Raw genomic sequence first — 14576 nt, 5'->3', positions numbered from 1 at the left:
ATCCATTTCTTCTTGGACTCGCATGAAGATTTCTTTTGGTATGATGGCTTCGTGGCTATTTTCTACATAATATTGAGGTGCTATTCCATCATTTTTTACCCTTTTCTTATTTAGAAAATCCACTGTATAAGTCTTTTGTAAGAGGGCATCCCCCATGTATTTCTCATTGGTTAAAATTTGATTGAGGTTTGATACATGCCACTTTTTATTCCCCGCCCCATTTACTATCTTGTCTTTTTCAAGTCCTACCTTTATATCTCGTAGACTTGCTCCTTCCAAGTATTCTCTGTAGATCCTTTTTATAATTTTTGCTTCTTCAGGAACAATGACAAGTTTTCCCTCTTCGTCTTTTGTGTAGCCTAAGAACCTATTATGATTTACTTGGACTTGTCCTTGTTGAAATCTGTATTGAAATCCTAACTTCACATTTTGTGATAAAGACTGACTTTCCTGTTGAGCAAGAGATGCCATAATGGTAAGGAGAACTTCTCCCTTGGCATCCATGGTGTTGATGTTTTCTTTTTCAAAATAGACTGGGATATTGTTTTCTTTTAGTTTACGAATATACTTTAAACAGTCTAGGGTATTTCTAGCAAACCTCGATATGGACTTTGTGATTATATAGTCGATATTTCCTTCCATGGCTTCTTCAATCATTTTATTAAAGCCAGCTCTTTTCTTGGTATATGTTCCACTGATTCCTTCATCAGAAAAAACTCCTGCAAATTCCCAATCTGGATTTTTCTTAATATAGTTTGTGTAATGGTCTATTTGAGTGTCATAAGAAGTTGCCTGTTCATCGCTGTCCGTCGATACCCTTGCATAGGCAGCTACTCTTAGTTTCTTCTTTTCTGATTCCCTGATGGAATTTCCTTTTTTCTTCTTAGCTGGTATAACTATAACCTTGCTATTCATCATCTATCACCTCGATTAAATTGTACTGGTGGCTTGCTCGTTCAAAGGGATCTAGTGGTAGAATTCCTTCTTCTTTATATCTAAACTTGCAAGGAACTTTAATAATCTCTTCTTCCTTTTTCCAAACTCGTCCCATGGCCACTGCCCTTTCTTTTAACATTTGACCTGCCTTTTCAAAGCTCTCTCTATCTATTATCTTGGGATAGATTTCGTTTCCTAAGTACTTTTTATTGGTAAGGATTCTTTTCACACTGGAGCTGTTTTTCTTTAAGCCTGCCAGGTCTGCCGACTTTATAAGGGCATTTCCATCAAGATAGTTTTTAAAGATTTTTCTTATATTCTCGGCTTCTTTTTCTTGAACTTCTAGTCTTCCGTCTCTTATGGTGTAGCCATAACATAATCTAGACATTATTTTTCACTTCCTCCCTAAGTACAAGTCCACACTTTAAATGAAAATCAAGAGTCTCTCTATTGACAACCTGTATGTGATCAATGATTTCTTCAAACAAGTCATCTTCAAAGTGATCTATCATTTTACTTTTATCTAAGATTCCTATTAGTTTTTCAAGTTCTCTTATTTCTTCATCATTTCCAAGGATAGCTTTTTTACTTCTTTCCTTTTCCCTGAGTAGAAAACTTTCTTCACTTGAAATTTCACTGCTTTCTTTTGTGTAAATACTTGCATCTAAAACGCCCGAAGTTATTAGTTTGCTTAGAACCTCTTTTCTTTCCTTTAGTTTTTCTAAACCTTCTTCTATTTTATTTATCTTCGCAACTTCTCCCTTGCTGTCCATTCTCTTTAATGATTTCAAAAGTGGTGTAAAGATACTATCTTTTCCAAAGATTAGCTTGTTTACTAAAGTTATAAAAGCCACTTTTATGTCCTTGTCTTTAATAAACTTCATAGAACACTTATTAATATCTCTTAGGTGCTCACTACAAGTCCAAGCTATATATCTAACTTTTCCATTATAGTGATGTCTTCTTTTAAATGTTGATCCACACTCGCCACACTTTATTTTCCCTGATAGGCTATATCTATTTTGATATCTTTTAGTGTCTTCTCCATTTCCTTTTGCTATAGCCCTTATCTTTATTAGGTCTTGAACTTTCTCAAAGTCCTCTCTACTTACAATGGCTTCATGGTTATCTATAATCTTATACTGGTCTTCTTCTCCATTATTTTTATGCCTCTTGTAAGTATCATCTGTATAGGTCTTTTGGTAGATGACATCGCCTATATATTTTTCATTTTTTAAGATTCCATTTATAGTCGACCCGTGCCAGCTTGCTCCTTTTTGTCCTTTAATCTTTCTTTTATTTAAGTCTTCTGCAATTTTGTGCGTTCCATTACCTGAAAGATACTGTTCAAATATTTCTTTTATTATTTTTCCTTCTTCTTCATTCACTACCATCTTTCCGTCTATATTCTCATAGCCATAAGGTGGGCTTGATATAATAAACGTTCCATTTTGAAATCTTTTCTTTATGGACCATTTGTTATTTTCTGATATAGACCTGGACTCACTTTCTGCAAGGGATGAAAGTATGGATAACATCAACTCGCTTTCCATTGTCCTGGTATCAATGTTTTCTTTTTCAAAATAGATACCAATGTTTAAATCAAGGAGTCTTCTTACGATTTCCAAACAATCTGTCGTGTTTCTTGCAAGCCTTGAGATGGATTTGGTTAGGATAAAATCTATTTTTCCGTCTTCACAGTCTTTTATCATTTTTAGAAGACCGTCTCTACATTCTTTCTTTGTTCCAGTGATGCCTTCATCAAAGTATAGACCTGCAAAAGTATATGAATCATTCTCAGATATCATCTTTTCGTAGTGTGCTTTTTGCGTTTTAAGACTCACAAGCTGAGCATCTTCATCTGTCGATACTCTCGCATAGGCAGCGACTCTTAATATAGATTCTTCTTTTTGATTTGCTTCTATTTTTGTTATCTTTTTCATCCATTCAACCTCCTTTCTGCTAGTGCTATATTCCCGTACAAGTGAGTATTTATCAAGTCTTATAGCATTAATTCTGAAAGAATAGGTCTGAATTTTTTAATGTTTTCTCTCCTAATTTTTCTATATTCTTCAAGACTGATTTCGTCTAAAAGAAAGAGGTCTTGGATAAACTTATCTGATAGATAAAAGTTAAGCTCTGCCTTTAAATCCCTTTCAGTGTATTCTGATTTTATAATTTCTTTTCTACCTTCAAACTTTTCCACTCTCATACTCCACCTCCTATATCACAGGCAAAGAAATAAGGTCTATTTTTAACCCTAATTTTCTTTCCTCTATATTCCTTAGGACAAAGAGAGTGTTTTTGAGTAATATTAAGGTCTTAATATATGCCATAAGAAATACTGAAATAGGATGGTAAAATAAAAAAAGGCTTAATGGATTTCTAATTTAAAAATCCATTAAGCCATAATCATTTTATTAAACTAATTGATTCACTCTTCTCTGAATAGCATAATAATCATATCCAGCTTGAGTTAATCTCCTTTTTCTTTCTTCTCCATTCCCCCATTTTCCACTTATAACTTCTCTTGCTAAATCATCGATTGACTTCCCAACTGGATATACTATCTTACCATTAGCATCGAATACTTTTAATCTAAATCTATCGGCACATCTTTTAGCATTATCTAAATTCTTAAACGCACCTTTCTGGCTTTTTACATCAGACCAAGATTTTCTAACTCTATATAGTCCACCTATTGATTTGCTAACAGTCTTATTTCCTCTTAGTCTTTTATTGACTTCATTTGCTATATATGGAAACTTACTTCCTAGGTATGGACCAGGACAATTTGTATTAGAATACCACTCATGTTTTTGAAGAACACCATCCTTGCCTCCAGTATAGGTACAAGGATAGATTCCATTTCTTCTGCAGATGTCTGTAACTAAATCAATTAGTCTATTTAAAACGTAATCAGAAACTAACCACTGAGGACCTCTCGTAGAGTTCCCTACTTCAATTGTGACTGCTCGGTTATCACACCAGGAAGATGAGGTTGTCCAGGCTCTGTTAGATTCATCTACTCCTAAAACAATTACTCCATCGGATCCTAAGTTGTAGTTAGCTGATGCTCGTCTTGACCTTGGCACAAATACTCCAGCAAGATTTCTACCATTTATAACTCCTGCTGCGTGGTGTATAGCAATTTTTGTTATTCTTTGATTTCTTCTACCGCTATGGTTAGGTGAGAGAATTCTTGCTTGTACTAATGGACTATTACTCATTTATTTTTCCTCCTTGAATTGTTTTAAAATCGCCTTTAGTTTTTCTGGTACTGGCAAGCCTAGTGCTACAGAGTTTTCCAAAATAGAGAGCCCTTCATTTGCTATATAAAAAAAGATGATGGCTGTTCTTATCATTGTTCCATCACCTTTAATTAAATTTACATCACATAGGTTTGCGATACCTACAACTATAAAAATCATAATCTTTTTTGCTATCCCTCTAAATCCTATGGATGAGGATAGCTTTCTTTCGACCCCTGCTCTTAAAACTCCTGTCAAATAGTCGGCTATTACAAAAGCAAGTAATGTGTAAATAAATGCATCTACACTTCCAAGATAAAATCCCAACCATCCTCCGATAGCTGTAAAACATACTTTTAGTATTTCTAAAAACTTATTCATTTTATTCCTCCTCTGTTAGTGTGTAAGTTATTTTCATTGTCTTATCTGCCGTTTTTAATATTGGGCTTGATAAGTTATTAATTGTTCCAAGGTATGGGGTGTGAAGAAATAAAAGTTTGTAAAACTTCTCCTCATAACCTCCAAATCCAATGACCAATGGTCCGATTGTCTTTGGATCCATCATTAAGTTTGGTATTCCCTCACCGTTATAGTCAGAAACACTATTTACTATAACTTGGTCTTTTTTATCAATTGCAAATTCATAACCTAATATATAGTCTCCCCACTTGTATAGGTAACAGTATTCTCCCCCATATTTCGAAGTCCTAACTTCTTTACCTAATTCTATAACAGAAATATCTACAGGATTATTGATATTAATTTTATAGATTTTATCCGCACTATATGAATTTATCGAATATAGGTAGCCATCTTTAATACAGCTATATACATATCTATGACAGTAACTTCTATTTTTTTCATAGTAACTTCCTAATTTACCTAATCTTATTTCATTTAATGCCCACTCATCTATTTTCGTTGAGTAATCATTTTTATTTATTTTTATTCTTATTAGCTTATCTCTGTAAGTTCCAAAGCCATACCAATTTCCATCTTCTCCGTCATAAAAACAACATTCGTTCCAAGTACTCAGTTTACTAAAAAACTCTGATACATCAATTGTTATCCTTTCCTCATTTTTATATCCTTTAGTGTAAATTGGATCATTTAAACCTATACTCGTAAATGGTTCCTTAAGTTTTACTAATTCTATTGATTTGTTGTCTAAAGGCCATATTGAAACCAAGGTGTTGTTTTCAACATCTATTTCAACACATCCGTTATATGCGTCCGAGACTTCTCTGTTTTTCCATAAGCTAATTTTATTTAATAATAGGAAGGGATCTTTACCATGAGTGTCTCCATAAAAATGTTTCCCTCCTCTATAATGTGTTAATGCCAATGAAGAGATTCTTCCGTTTGCCTGTGATGTAGAAAAGTCCCAGACAAACTTGTGTCCATTTTCAAGAGGGGTTGATTCATTAAGATTAGCTGAACCTCTTCTTGGTGCATCCGTTGAATTTACATCATTGGATGCATAGCCTATGATTTGATTATCAGAAGGAGCAAATATTTTATTTGGATCTTCCTCTAACTTATCCTCAAATAAAAGGATCCCACCATAACATTTAGTTGCTATAGGAAATATTTCTTTTTCATATTGAGTAATTCTCGAATCACCCATAGGGTACATTAACCCCATAGGATTGAGCCTTAATAAATCAGGGACTGCATTCGTTATTAAGTTTTCATCTTCATATATCTCCTTCCTATTTGTCCTCACATCAGTTAGTTCAATGACTGATTTACCCTTGAGCATTTCCTTCCTCCTTATCTTTAAATTCTGTAGTAATCTCTTCTTTATATTTCCCAATCATTAATCCTTGATATTTAAATCTCCCTACCTTTTCATTAAATATAATCGGTGTTGGTATTTGTCTTTCTACTTTGTAGTCTGCTTTAAGTTTCCTAAGAAGAAATGAATGACTAAGTTCTATTCTTTTCCAAGATTCATCAATCTTAATCTTTCCATCCCAAGCCTCTGTAGAGCCTAAGGATTGACCAGAGATAGCTGCGATAGCATTATCTTTACCTATCATAGCTTGCCCTGATTCAAGCCTAATAAGCACTGAGAAGTTATTCATTGTTTTCTCTTGCAGTTTAGTTAGTGGGTAAAAAAGATTTAGAATATGGTCACCACTTAAGTAGGTTTCTTTTGGAATGTGATGTTCTATTTTCGTATCATTGAAAACATAAGTAATAACAAGTCTTGTTGGTATTTCTATATTTTCAATAAAGTCTAATTCTTCTACTTCCTCTTTTTCTTCAAACTTTAGAGGATTATAGGATTTTCCATCGTTATTTAAAACCTCTACTTGTTTCTTGAACTCTCTGGATATCTTTCTAGTTTTTTGTTCGGTATCACAAATTATATTTAACAAGATAGATGCATTAAAAATTGCCTCCGTTTCTTTATTAGAGGCAAATTCTATACGAATTATTGGTGTATCCGTTGTGGAAAGATTAAAGGCAGAATAGTTTGAGTAGGCATGAACTACTAACTTTTCAGATTCTATCTGGTTTAAAAGTCCAACTATATTTTTATCATTCTTACTCTTAGCTTTAGATAAATAGGGATTTTTTCCTACACCAAGAATTCTATGCTTGCTATTTATTTTATATTCTATGTCAGTGATAAGTCCTTCAATCTTTTCTTCTGGATAAGAAATAGCTATTCTATCTCCAACATCAAGGCTAGGGTCTCCTATGGTTACCATGTCAAAAGGTGTGTGGTGAATCTTACAAATTTCTGTTAATAAACTCTCACACATTCTTTTTCTTTTTTCTGGAAGCCCTAATTGCATTAAAGGATTTATGCTGAGGTTCATAGTTAAGCCATCATCATTTTCTAAAGAGTAGTATTCAGCTATTTTAGTTTTTGCATTTGTTGAATTGATGGCTGTATATCTTGTCTTAAAATCTGATATTGATGAAGAAAATCTTTCTCTTGTTTTAATTTCAGTTGATATGCTTTCTGCATACTTGTTTAAAATTAATTTTCCATCACGACTAATCCCAGCAAAAGCACCAAGGGTTGATGCTATATAGTGAATAAAGTCCCTGTAAGTTTCTATATCATGGTCTTGGTAAATAGCCAGAACTTCCTCTCCATTTACAAAAGCTTTTACCTCATCTTCTGTCATACCTAGTTCTACCTTGCACTTCTCACATGAAAGACTTAGTAATTCAAAAGCTGTGCCAAAGGTATCTGTAACTGGGAAATTCTTATCAAATCTAAGCATATAGTCATAGCCTTTTAGTTCTAAAATCTTCTTAGACCTATTTGCCTCAGTAACATCAAAGATTCCCATTGGTATGGTTTCTATCTTTTTATTCTCTAATTCTTGATGGTAAAAAAGTTCTAGCTTTGAATCCTCTAAAGTATACCTATCTATATTTGAAAAAAGACTGATTCCAAACTCTCCAGCATAAACTGTACCAATTTCAAGTTCAGAAGATCCAGAGCAAGAACGATGAATGTATCCAGACCCTTTCAAAATATCTTTATTGGTAAATGGAATGATTGTTTCATCTTTTAATATGATGTTTCCTGTCCAGTAGAATTTACGAGAGTTCTTTTTGATTGCTGTTTTATATTCATTGCTTATTGGATACATCAATACTCCTCCAATGAAAAAGATACTTCCCACAACCCTTTATAAGAAGTATCTTTTATTAATTTGACCTGCAACTTGTCTATATACATTTGTGTCTCTTTGAGTTCCAAACTTTCTGTATCTAAGTATTTAACTTTAAGATTAGACTTGTTAGCAAGACCACTCAATATCTTCACAAGCTTAGGACTGCAAGAAAAACCTACAGATATACTTGCTACTTTGTTTCTAACAATATCCCTCTGAATAGTTCCTGCCTCTGTCTCTCCTCCAGTATCTGCCTCGATATCTCTAAACTCCAAATCGTAAGAATTTGGCAGAGGCAAATCTACTCCTTCAATAATTAAATATGATTGATATTTCAATTTATCTACCTCCACTCCTTAAATTCTTACGCATTGATGCATTGACAATAACTTCATCAAGGAGAGTCCCTCCAAGATAAACTGGTATTACTATATCTCCAGTATTTTCAGATTTTAAATTTATGTTTGCAATTGCATCAGATATTTGTCTTCCTATATCAATTCCATTTACAGCAGATTCTTTATCATATCCACCTATGCCAACAGCTGATATGCTTGGGCTTAAAACCATATCACTTGCAACATTTTTCATTGAAGATTGTACTAGTCTCCTGCTCTTTTCTATTCCCTTAGATAAACCTTCCATAAAGTCTGGCATCCATGATTCGTAGTCGGTAAGTGGACCAACATCTGGAACAGAGAAGTGCAGGTAAGACCTAATAGTTGATGCTACATTCGATACAGCCGATGTCACATTGCTAATCGCACTTCTAATCCCTCTTGCAATTCCGTTAATCATATCGGCTCCCCATGTATAAGCTTGAGATGCTAAATTCTTAATGTGATTAACTGCATTATTAAATCCATTTCTAATAGTGGACTGAATATTTGCCATGGTCGATGAAATACTCGATCTCATAGAATTAAAGGCAGACGATACGGCTGACTTTGCAGTATTCACTGCAGATGAAATAGTCGACTTTATGGAGTTCCAAGCAGATGAAACAAAGGACTTAATATTATTCATTGTTGATGAGATAAAGGTCTTTATCCCATTCCAGATTGATTCAAGGACTGTCTTAATAGAAGTCAAGATAGTCTCAATTGTCGTTTTTATATTGGTCCAGGATGTGGATATAAATGTTCCAATTGCAGTGATGACTGTTGTTAAAAACTCTTTTAGTCCATTCCAAATAGTCTCTACTTTTACTTTGATTGCATCAAGAACTGTTGAAATTAAAGTCTTAACACCTTCCCAAGTAGTTTTTATAAACTCTCCAACTGCTGTAAATACTTCTGTAGTTGTAGTTGAAATAGCTGTCCATATATTGGTAAAAGTAGTTTGAATTCCCGTCCAGAGGCTTGTAAAGAATTCTCCTAAACTTTGCCATAGACTCTTTGCTCCTTCAATAAAGGTATTCCAAGATTCAGTTAGAAAAGTTGTTATAGATGTCCATATACTGTTCCATCCTTCAGAAAGTCCATTCCATAGATTGGCAAAGAAGTCCTTGATGCCTTTCCAAGTAGTCTTAACACCTTCAATAAATCCAGACCAGAATTCTGATAGAAAACTTGTGATTTCAGTCCAGGTACTTGTCCATGAATCAGATATCCCTTGCCATAGATTTACGAAGAATTCTTTTATACCATTCCAAATAGCAACTGTTGATTCCTTAATAGTTTCCCATATGGAGATTATTCCTTCTCTAAACCAGTCGCACTTCTTCCATAAAAGAACAAGTCCAGCTATTACTGCACCAATAGCAATAGGAACTATACCAATGGCTGATACTACTGCAGTGATTGCTGGTATAAGTGTACCTGTAAATATTCCAACTATCTTAGTAATTCCTCCTACTATTAGAGGTCCTTTGGTCATAATAGTTCCTATTGACCAGATAAGTTTTCCTACAATCATAAGTACAGGTCCAAGAGCAGCTATAAAAAGACCGATACCTGCAATAATACCCTTTACTGGTCCTGGAAGTGCATTAAGTCCATTTACCAGTTTTGTTAATATATCTACTGCTTTTCTAACAGCAGGCATCAAAAGTTCTCCAAAAGATATGGCTAATTCTTCTAAGGCAGATTGTAGGATTTTTAATTGACCAGCTAGGTTATCCTGCATAGTAGCAGCCATTTTTTCTGCTGTTCCATCAGCGTTATAGATGGCATCACTTAAACTGTTGTAGTCTTTCTCACTGGCATTTATAATTGCCAACATCCCAGACATGGCATTTTTACCAAATATCATGGATGCTGCTTGTGCTTTTTGAGTTCCATCTAAATTAGCAAAGGCTACTCTAAAGGTGCTTAAAGTCTCATCAAGTGAAAGGCCCTGCACATCTTCAATAGATAAGCCCAACATAGACATTCCGTTAATAACTTCTTTAGTTGGTGATGCGAGTCTTGTTAGTCCAGACCTTAAGGCTGTCCCTGCTTGTGAACCTTTTATTCCTGCGTTAGCCATTAAACCTATAGCTACTGCTGTATCTTCAACTGAATAGCCAAGGGCACCAGCAATAGGTGCAGCATATTTAAAGGTCTCACCCATTAATGAAACATTGGTATTAGCATTAGATGATGCAGCAGCAAGAACATCAGCAAAGTGAGAAGAATCTTCTGCTTTTAAACCAAAGGCTGTAAGGGCATCTGTCACGATATCTGAAGTAGTAGCTAGATCCTCACCACTCGCAGCAGCAAGGTTCATAATTCCTTCGATACCACCAATCATGTCCTTACTTTTCCAACCAGCCATTGCCATGTAGTTCATAGCCTCTGCCGCTTCAGATGCTGAGAACTTGGTCTTGGCTCCCATTTCACGAGCCTTTTCCCTTAGGGCATCAAAGTCGGACCCTGTTGCACCAGATACCGCTTTTACCTTGGACATGCCCGAATCAAAATCTGATGCAGTCTTTACAGCCGCTACCCCAAGACCTGCTACTGCAAGAGATACTGGCATCATTTTTCTTCCTACATTTTCTATATTTTGCCCTGTGTTTTGCCATTTTTCTCCAGTAATAGCTATGTTTTGAAGGGTTTGATTAGTGGTTGCCCCTTGCCTTTCTAGAGATTTAAGGGCTTGTTCTGTTTCAATAATTTCACGTTTAAGGGCATCATATTGCTCTTGGGAAATCTTTCCTTCTGCAAGAGCCTGTTCAGCTTGTTTTTGTGCCTCTTTTAAAGATGTTAGTTTGTTCTTTGTTTCTTCTAAGGTCTGTCCTAATAGCTTATGCTTTTGTGAGATAAGTTCAGTGTTTCCAGGATCAAGTTTAAGAAGTTTGTTAACATCACGAAGTTCTGATTGAGTATGCTTAATCTCCGTATTTACTTGTTTTAGTGCAGTCTGTAATTTGGTAGTATCTCCACCAATCTCAACAGTTATTCCTTTTATTCTATTTGCCAATATCTCACCTCCTCTTTAAAGATATATTTATCAGTGTTTTTATTGATGTTTTTATCGATTTCTGCTATACTTATCTTGAGGTGATAAGTATGAATTTTGTAAAAGAATTATCCAATAAGACTGTATCCATTTCTGAATTCAATCGAGGCCTAGCTGGACGTATTTTCGATGATGTCAAAGTGAACGGTTCCAAGGTCGTATTAAAGAACAACACTCCTGAGTGCATTCTTGTTTCCCCTGATGAATATACGAAACTCATTGATGAGCTCGAAGATGCAAGAGATATTATGCTTGCCAATACAAGGATGTCATCAATGGATAAATCCGATTTAATTTCTCAAGATGAATTTGAAGAAGCCTTCCATATCGATTTAAATGAAGTCTCTCCTCTTGATGAGGACGAAATCGAATGAACTATAAACTATCCTTTATAAAAGAAGCCATCCAAGACTATAAAGCCTTAGATGGATCTCAAAGAAAAATTGTCGATAAAGCACTTAAGAGGATCTTAATAAATCCTCTTCCTAATACTGAAGGTGGGTATGGCAAGCCTCTTTCTAACCTTTCTGATTCTAAGCTTGCTGGTCTTATGAAAATTAAACTTAAGAGTTCAGGTCTTAGGATCGTTTATAAATTGGAAAAATCAGATGATGAAGTTCTTGTCATTATTATCGGTGCAAGAGCCGAATCCAAAGTCTATAAAGATGCTGAAAAAAGAGTAGCTAAGCTTGAAGATTAGAACTTATCATAATCTTCTTGCGTAGCTACTTCTTTGTATTTATATTCATCGTTATTCTTTTCTGTAAACATATCATTTACAAGTCCAATTGTTAGTAGGGATAAATCAGAAACAGAAAGACCAAGTTCCACTGCCCTTAATAGAAACAAGGGTGTAGTCATTGGTCTTTCTGTTGGTCTTACTTTTTTTTAGGAACTTCTTCCGATTTTATATTAAGTCCCCACAACTCAATTAGCTGAGGTAGAATTTGGTAAATTGAAAAGGTTGAGAAATTATCTAACCATTCTTCTGGACTATCAGGAACAGATTTGTCTCCATGCTTTGCCATTACATAGGCTATATTTTCAAATAGTTCTAATGAACCTATATCAAGGTTAGATTTATCTTCATCATTTTTCTTCATGGACTTTTCTAATTCCATCAAGTCTTTGAAGATATCTCTTCCAAATTTAAGTCTATAGATTCTTGGGATAGCTGCTGATGCACGGAAAACAACATCTTTCCCATCAATTTGAATTTTCTTGGTTAGTGCCATATTTATTTACCTCCAACACTTGCTCTTGAAGGTGTTACTGTCGTTTCTGTTGGCATATAGACTGACTTATACCAACCATCGTAAGTTTCCTTCGTAGTTTCTTCACCTGTTCTAGCCTTTACATTTCCATTTGGAAGTGGTCTTGCTTGGATAGATAAGGTTTCTGGTTGAACTTCTCTTGATTCTTCATTAGTTTCTCCTTCGAGAGTAGGTCTTGCTGCTGAACAGTTATACATAACGTGACGGATTTTCTTTTGGTCTCCATCAAACTCAAATAACAGTGCAAAGTTTGCAGTTTCAGAGTTTGAAGACTCAATTAGAACTTTATTGGAGTCTGATTTTTCCATCAAAACATCAGTCCTAAAGGATTCTGGAATAAGAGCGATTTCCAAATCTCCGTCATATCCCATATTGTTTGAAATAGTGTAGTATTCAATTCCATCTGCATAAAAGCTTTCAGGCTCTCCATTTGGATCTAGTGAAATTGAAACAGCACCAGGCATCGGTACTGGTGTCTTATATTTAATAACGCCCTCTTCGGCTTTATCAAAGAGAGCGTAATGCACATTACAAATATTAAACTTTACCTTATTTGCCATAATTGTTACCTCCCATAAATTGTAGTGAGTCAGCTCCATCACAATTCTCTTCGCTCCTTATCAGTCGCAGAGAATTGGATTGCGTGACATCTGACCTACCTGCCACTCGCAAGGCTCGTGGGGTTAGGTCATTAACATTACAAATATTAAATTTAACTTTATTAGCCATTTTTTACCTCCATAGTAAATTCATAGAGAACCTCATAGAGTCTCTCTGATTCAATCCAAACTTCAGATTTTTCATAATAGATTTTTTCTCTATCAAGTATCTCTTCTATTTTTTCTTCTAATTTTAAATCTTTCTTATCAGTATAAAGCTCTAAGTCTATCTGGGTGTTTTTATAGAAAACTACTCCATCTGCACCAAAGTGCTTATTCTTTGGAAATAGGTAGACCATAAATGGGGGATCTGGACTTTCTCCCTCAGCAAAATGTGAATATGCAAAGGGAAGTCCCATATCTTCAATTATTTTTAATAGCCTATCCATTGTTTAGTTTCCTCATAATATTTTCTTCCAATTCTCTGATTCCTTTCTCTTCAGCTGGCCCAATGTGTGGCTTAGCAGACACTCTTCCACCTTGTCTTAGGACGTGACCTTTTTCAAGTAGATGAGCCAGCTGATATCTATTTCTTGAGTGAACTACAAGTTCTATTGAATTTGAAGTTTCTTTTATAGTTTTTACAGACCAAGATTTAGAATATTTCTTTGTTTCTCCTACAGGTGCATTTTCTTGTATGTCTTTTCTAATATTGCTACCAGCTTTTTTAACTTCCTTTTTGACTTCATCTGTTGCCATATCAGAATATTCTTCTAAGCCCTTCATTATTTCATTGGCGAGGTTTTCAATTTTTACATTCATCTACTCACCTTCCTACATCTAAACTTTATAAGTCTATTTTCATAGTTCATAAAGTCAATTGAGATGATATTGTACATTTCATCATCAAATAGAATTCTGTATTCTGAAGTGTTAATATTCTTTAACCTATTTTGAAATCTCACAGTAAAAGAAATATCTGACCTATCTACTTCCATCCCAAGAAAAACTTCTTCGCCTTTACCTTGAAAAGAAATATAGGCTGACGTTTCTAGATAATCCGTCCATACTGACTTATGGTTACCAATTCTATCCACCTCAACATTTTTATTTTGAAAGATTATTTTTCTATTTAAATCTGATATCCTCATTAGAACTCAGCCTTTCTCATTCCAAACAATAAAGCCCTTAGAGTTAAGTTTAATTCAGAATAATCTGCCTCTTCTCGGTGTTCATAAAGATAAGCAGTCATATAGAGGACAGCTATCTTTCCATTTGGATTTTTAGAAAGGTCTTCTTCACTATCAACTCTGGCTACATCCATGGAGTGTTTTATTGATGATTGGATGAGAGAATTAATCATCTCATCCTCATCATCAAAATCCACCCTTAAATAGGATTTTGCCTCTTCAAGAGTAATCATAATTT

At 34.6% G+C, this 14576-nt stretch carries 19 protein-coding genes; 2 read left to right on the top strand and 17 right to left on the bottom strand.

What is annotated here, in order from left to right; genetic code table 11:
- From HMPREF1863_RS08700 to HMPREF1863_RS08655, 10 genes are all read right to left on the bottom strand, one after another.
- Window positions 1-918: recombinase family protein (locus HMPREF1863_RS08700; protein ID WP_198142743.1), on the bottom strand; the 918-nt coding region annotated here is incomplete at its 3' end.
- On the bottom strand, window positions 908-1324 hold the full coding sequence (locus tag HMPREF1863_RS08695) for a recombinase family protein (protein ID WP_068370147.1): 417 nt from the start codon (window positions 1322-1324) through the stop codon (window positions 908-910). The genes HMPREF1863_RS08695 and HMPREF1863_RS08700, both read right to left, overlap by 11 nt.
- Entirely contained in the window at window positions 1317-2879 is a 1563-nt protein-coding gene (locus HMPREF1863_RS08690; protein ID WP_068370143.1) for a recombinase family protein, read from the bottom strand. The genes HMPREF1863_RS08695 and HMPREF1863_RS08690 overlap by 8 nt, the downstream gene beginning before the upstream one ends.
- A 59-nt stretch (window positions 2880-2938) precedes the next feature.
- The gene (locus tag HMPREF1863_RS08685) at window positions 2939-3148 is read right to left on the bottom strand and encodes an SHOCT domain-containing protein (protein WP_068370139.1); all 210 of its coding nucleotides are present in this window, start codon (window positions 3146-3148) and stop codon (window positions 2939-2941) included.
- A gap of 208 nt (window positions 3149-3356) precedes the next feature.
- On the bottom strand, window positions 3357-4166 hold the full coding sequence (locus HMPREF1863_RS08680; RefSeq protein WP_068370136.1) for an N-acetylmuramoyl-L-alanine amidase: 810 nt from the start codon (window positions 4164-4166) through the stop codon (window positions 3357-3359).
- Window positions 4167-4568 carry a phage holin family protein gene (locus tag HMPREF1863_RS08675; RefSeq protein WP_068370134.1) on the bottom strand — a complete coding sequence of 134 codons (402 nt, stop codon included), beginning with the start codon at window positions 4566-4568 and terminating at the stop codon, window positions 4167-4169.
- Between the two features lies 1 nt (window position 4569).
- The gene (locus tag HMPREF1863_RS08670; RefSeq protein ID WP_068370131.1) at window positions 4570-5949 is read right to left on the bottom strand and encodes a hypothetical protein; all 1380 of its coding nucleotides are present in this window, start codon (window positions 5947-5949) and stop codon (window positions 4570-4572) included.
- Window positions 5936-7840: a hypothetical protein gene (locus HMPREF1863_RS08665; RefSeq protein ID WP_232300145.1), complete on the bottom strand. Its 1905-nt coding sequence runs from the start codon at window positions 7838-7840 to the stop codon at window positions 5936-5938. Before HMPREF1863_RS08665 ends, HMPREF1863_RS08670 begins: the two co-directional genes overlap by 14 nt.
- Window positions 7807-8169, bottom strand: coding sequence for a hypothetical protein (locus HMPREF1863_RS08660; protein WP_068370126.1), 363 nt, complete (start codon window positions 8167-8169; stop codon window positions 7807-7809). Before HMPREF1863_RS08660 ends, HMPREF1863_RS08665 begins: the two co-directional genes overlap by 34 nt.
- Before the next feature lies 1 nt (window position 8170).
- Entirely contained in the window at window positions 8171-11236 is a 3066-nt protein-coding gene (locus HMPREF1863_RS08655) for a phage tail tape measure protein (protein ID WP_068370123.1), read from the bottom strand.
- Window positions 11237-11325: 89 nt separating this feature from the next.
- Here HMPREF1863_RS08655 and HMPREF1863_RS08650 point away from each other — a divergent pair, with 89 nt between their 5' ends.
- Together HMPREF1863_RS08650 and HMPREF1863_RS08645 are read left to right on the top strand one after the other, a co-directional pair.
- Window positions 11326-11649, top strand: a complete 324-nt coding sequence (locus tag HMPREF1863_RS08650) for a type II toxin-antitoxin system Phd/YefM family antitoxin (protein WP_068370120.1) — start codon at window positions 11326-11328, stop codon at window positions 11647-11649.
- Window positions 11646-11975 carry a type II toxin-antitoxin system RelE family toxin gene (locus HMPREF1863_RS08645; RefSeq protein ID WP_049690779.1) on the top strand — a complete coding sequence of 110 codons (330 nt, stop codon included), beginning with the start codon at window positions 11646-11648 and terminating at the stop codon, window positions 11973-11975. The genes HMPREF1863_RS08650 and HMPREF1863_RS08645 overlap by 4 nt, the downstream gene beginning before the upstream one ends.
- Before the next feature lie 178 nt (window positions 11976-12153).
- Here HMPREF1863_RS08645 and HMPREF1863_RS08640 read toward each other — a convergent pair whose 3' ends face one another.
- Genes HMPREF1863_RS08640 through HMPREF1863_RS08610 form a run of 7 tightly spaced genes read right to left on the bottom strand, consistent with a single transcriptional unit; the run spans window position 12154 to window position 14571 of the window.
- Window positions 12154-12510, bottom strand: a complete 357-nt coding sequence (locus HMPREF1863_RS08640) for a hypothetical protein (RefSeq protein ID WP_044565579.1) — start codon at window positions 12508-12510, stop codon at window positions 12154-12156.
- Between the two features lie 2 nt (window positions 12511-12512).
- Window positions 12513-13109: a major tail protein gene (locus HMPREF1863_RS08635; protein WP_009431460.1), complete on the bottom strand. Its 597-nt coding sequence runs from the start codon at window positions 13107-13109 to the stop codon at window positions 12513-12515.
- Window positions 13099-13278 (bottom strand): hypothetical protein, encoded by a 180-nt coding sequence (locus HMPREF1863_RS08630; protein WP_068370117.1) that lies wholly within the window; start codon window positions 13276-13278, stop codon window positions 13099-13101. Before HMPREF1863_RS08630 ends, HMPREF1863_RS08635 begins: the two co-directional genes overlap by 11 nt.
- Window positions 13271-13597 carry a hypothetical protein gene (locus HMPREF1863_RS08625; protein WP_068370114.1) on the bottom strand — a complete coding sequence of 109 codons (327 nt, stop codon included), beginning with the start codon at window positions 13595-13597 and terminating at the stop codon, window positions 13271-13273. Before HMPREF1863_RS08625 ends, HMPREF1863_RS08630 begins: the two co-directional genes overlap by 8 nt.
- Entirely contained in the window at window positions 13590-13970 is a 381-nt protein-coding gene (locus HMPREF1863_RS08620; RefSeq protein ID WP_068370110.1) for an HK97 gp10 family phage protein, read from the bottom strand. The genes HMPREF1863_RS08625 and HMPREF1863_RS08620 overlap by 8 nt, the downstream gene beginning before the upstream one ends.
- On the bottom strand, window positions 13967-14299 hold the full coding sequence (locus HMPREF1863_RS08615; protein ID WP_068370107.1) for a phage head closure protein: 333 nt from the start codon (window positions 14297-14299) through the stop codon (window positions 13967-13969). The genes HMPREF1863_RS08620 and HMPREF1863_RS08615 overlap by 4 nt, the downstream gene beginning before the upstream one ends.
- The gene (locus HMPREF1863_RS08610) at window positions 14299-14571 is read right to left on the bottom strand and encodes a head-tail connector protein (protein WP_068370105.1); all 273 of its coding nucleotides are present in this window, start codon (window positions 14569-14571) and stop codon (window positions 14299-14301) included. The genes HMPREF1863_RS08615 and HMPREF1863_RS08610 overlap by 1 nt, the downstream gene beginning before the upstream one ends.
- Window positions 14572-14576: the final 5 nt, after the last annotated feature.

It is taken from the genome of Aedoeadaptatus coxii (assembly GCF_001553115.1).
Classification (GTDB): Bacteria; Bacillota; Clostridia; order Tissierellales; family Peptoniphilaceae; genus Aedoeadaptatus; species Aedoeadaptatus coxii.
This window is presented reverse-complemented; position numbering and strand designations above follow the sequence as displayed.

Bases quoted from the DNA above. Each gene is read 5' to 3' on its own strand.
- HMPREF1863_RS08695 (WP_068370147.1), bottom strand. From the start codon at position 1,324: ATGTCTAGATTATGTTATGGCTACACCATAAGAGACGGAAGACTAGAA.
- HMPREF1863_RS08690 (WP_068370143.1), bottom strand. From the start codon at position 2,879: ATGAAAAAGATAACAAAAATAGAAGCAAATCAAAAAGAAGAATCTATA.
- HMPREF1863_RS08685 (WP_068370139.1), bottom strand. From the start codon at position 3,148: ATGAGAGTGGAAAAGTTTGAAGGTAGAAAAGAAATTATAAAATCAGAA.
- HMPREF1863_RS08680 (WP_068370136.1), bottom strand. From the start codon at position 4,166: ATGAGTAATAGTCCATTAGTACAAGCAAGAATTCTCTCACCTAACCAT.
- HMPREF1863_RS08675 (WP_068370134.1), bottom strand. From the start codon at position 4,568: ATGAATAAGTTTTTAGAAATACTAAAAGTATGTTTTACAGCTATCGGA.
- HMPREF1863_RS08670 (WP_068370131.1), bottom strand. From the start codon at position 5,949: ATGCTCAAGGGTAAATCAGTCATTGAACTAACTGATGTGAGGACAAAT.
- HMPREF1863_RS08650 (WP_068370120.1), top strand. From the start codon at position 11,326: ATGAATTTTGTAAAAGAATTATCCAATAAGACTGTATCCATTTCTGAA.
- HMPREF1863_RS08645 (WP_049690779.1), top strand. From the start codon at position 11,646: ATGAACTATAAACTATCCTTTATAAAAGAAGCCATCCAAGACTATAAA.
- HMPREF1863_RS08640 (WP_044565579.1), bottom strand. From the start codon at position 12,510: ATGGCACTAACCAAGAAAATTCAAATTGATGGGAAAGATGTTGTTTTC.
- HMPREF1863_RS08635 (WP_009431460.1), bottom strand. From the start codon at position 13,109: ATGGCAAATAAGGTAAAGTTTAATATTTGTAATGTGCATTACGCTCTC.
- HMPREF1863_RS08630 (WP_068370117.1), bottom strand. From the start codon at position 13,278: ATGGCTAATAAAGTTAAATTTAATATTTGTAATGTTAATGACCTAACC.
- HMPREF1863_RS08625 (WP_068370114.1), bottom strand. From the start codon at position 13,597: ATGGATAGGCTATTAAAAATAATTGAAGATATGGGACTTCCCTTTGCA.
- HMPREF1863_RS08620 (WP_068370110.1), bottom strand. From the start codon at position 13,970: ATGAATGTAAAAATTGAAAACCTCGCCAATGAAATAATGAAGGGCTTA.
- HMPREF1863_RS08615 (WP_068370107.1), bottom strand. From the start codon at position 14,299: ATGAGGATATCAGATTTAAATAGAAAAATAATCTTTCAAAATAAAAAT.
- HMPREF1863_RS08610 (WP_068370105.1), bottom strand. From the start codon at position 14,571: ATGATTACTCTTGAAGAGGCAAAATCCTATTTAAGGGTGGATTTTGAT.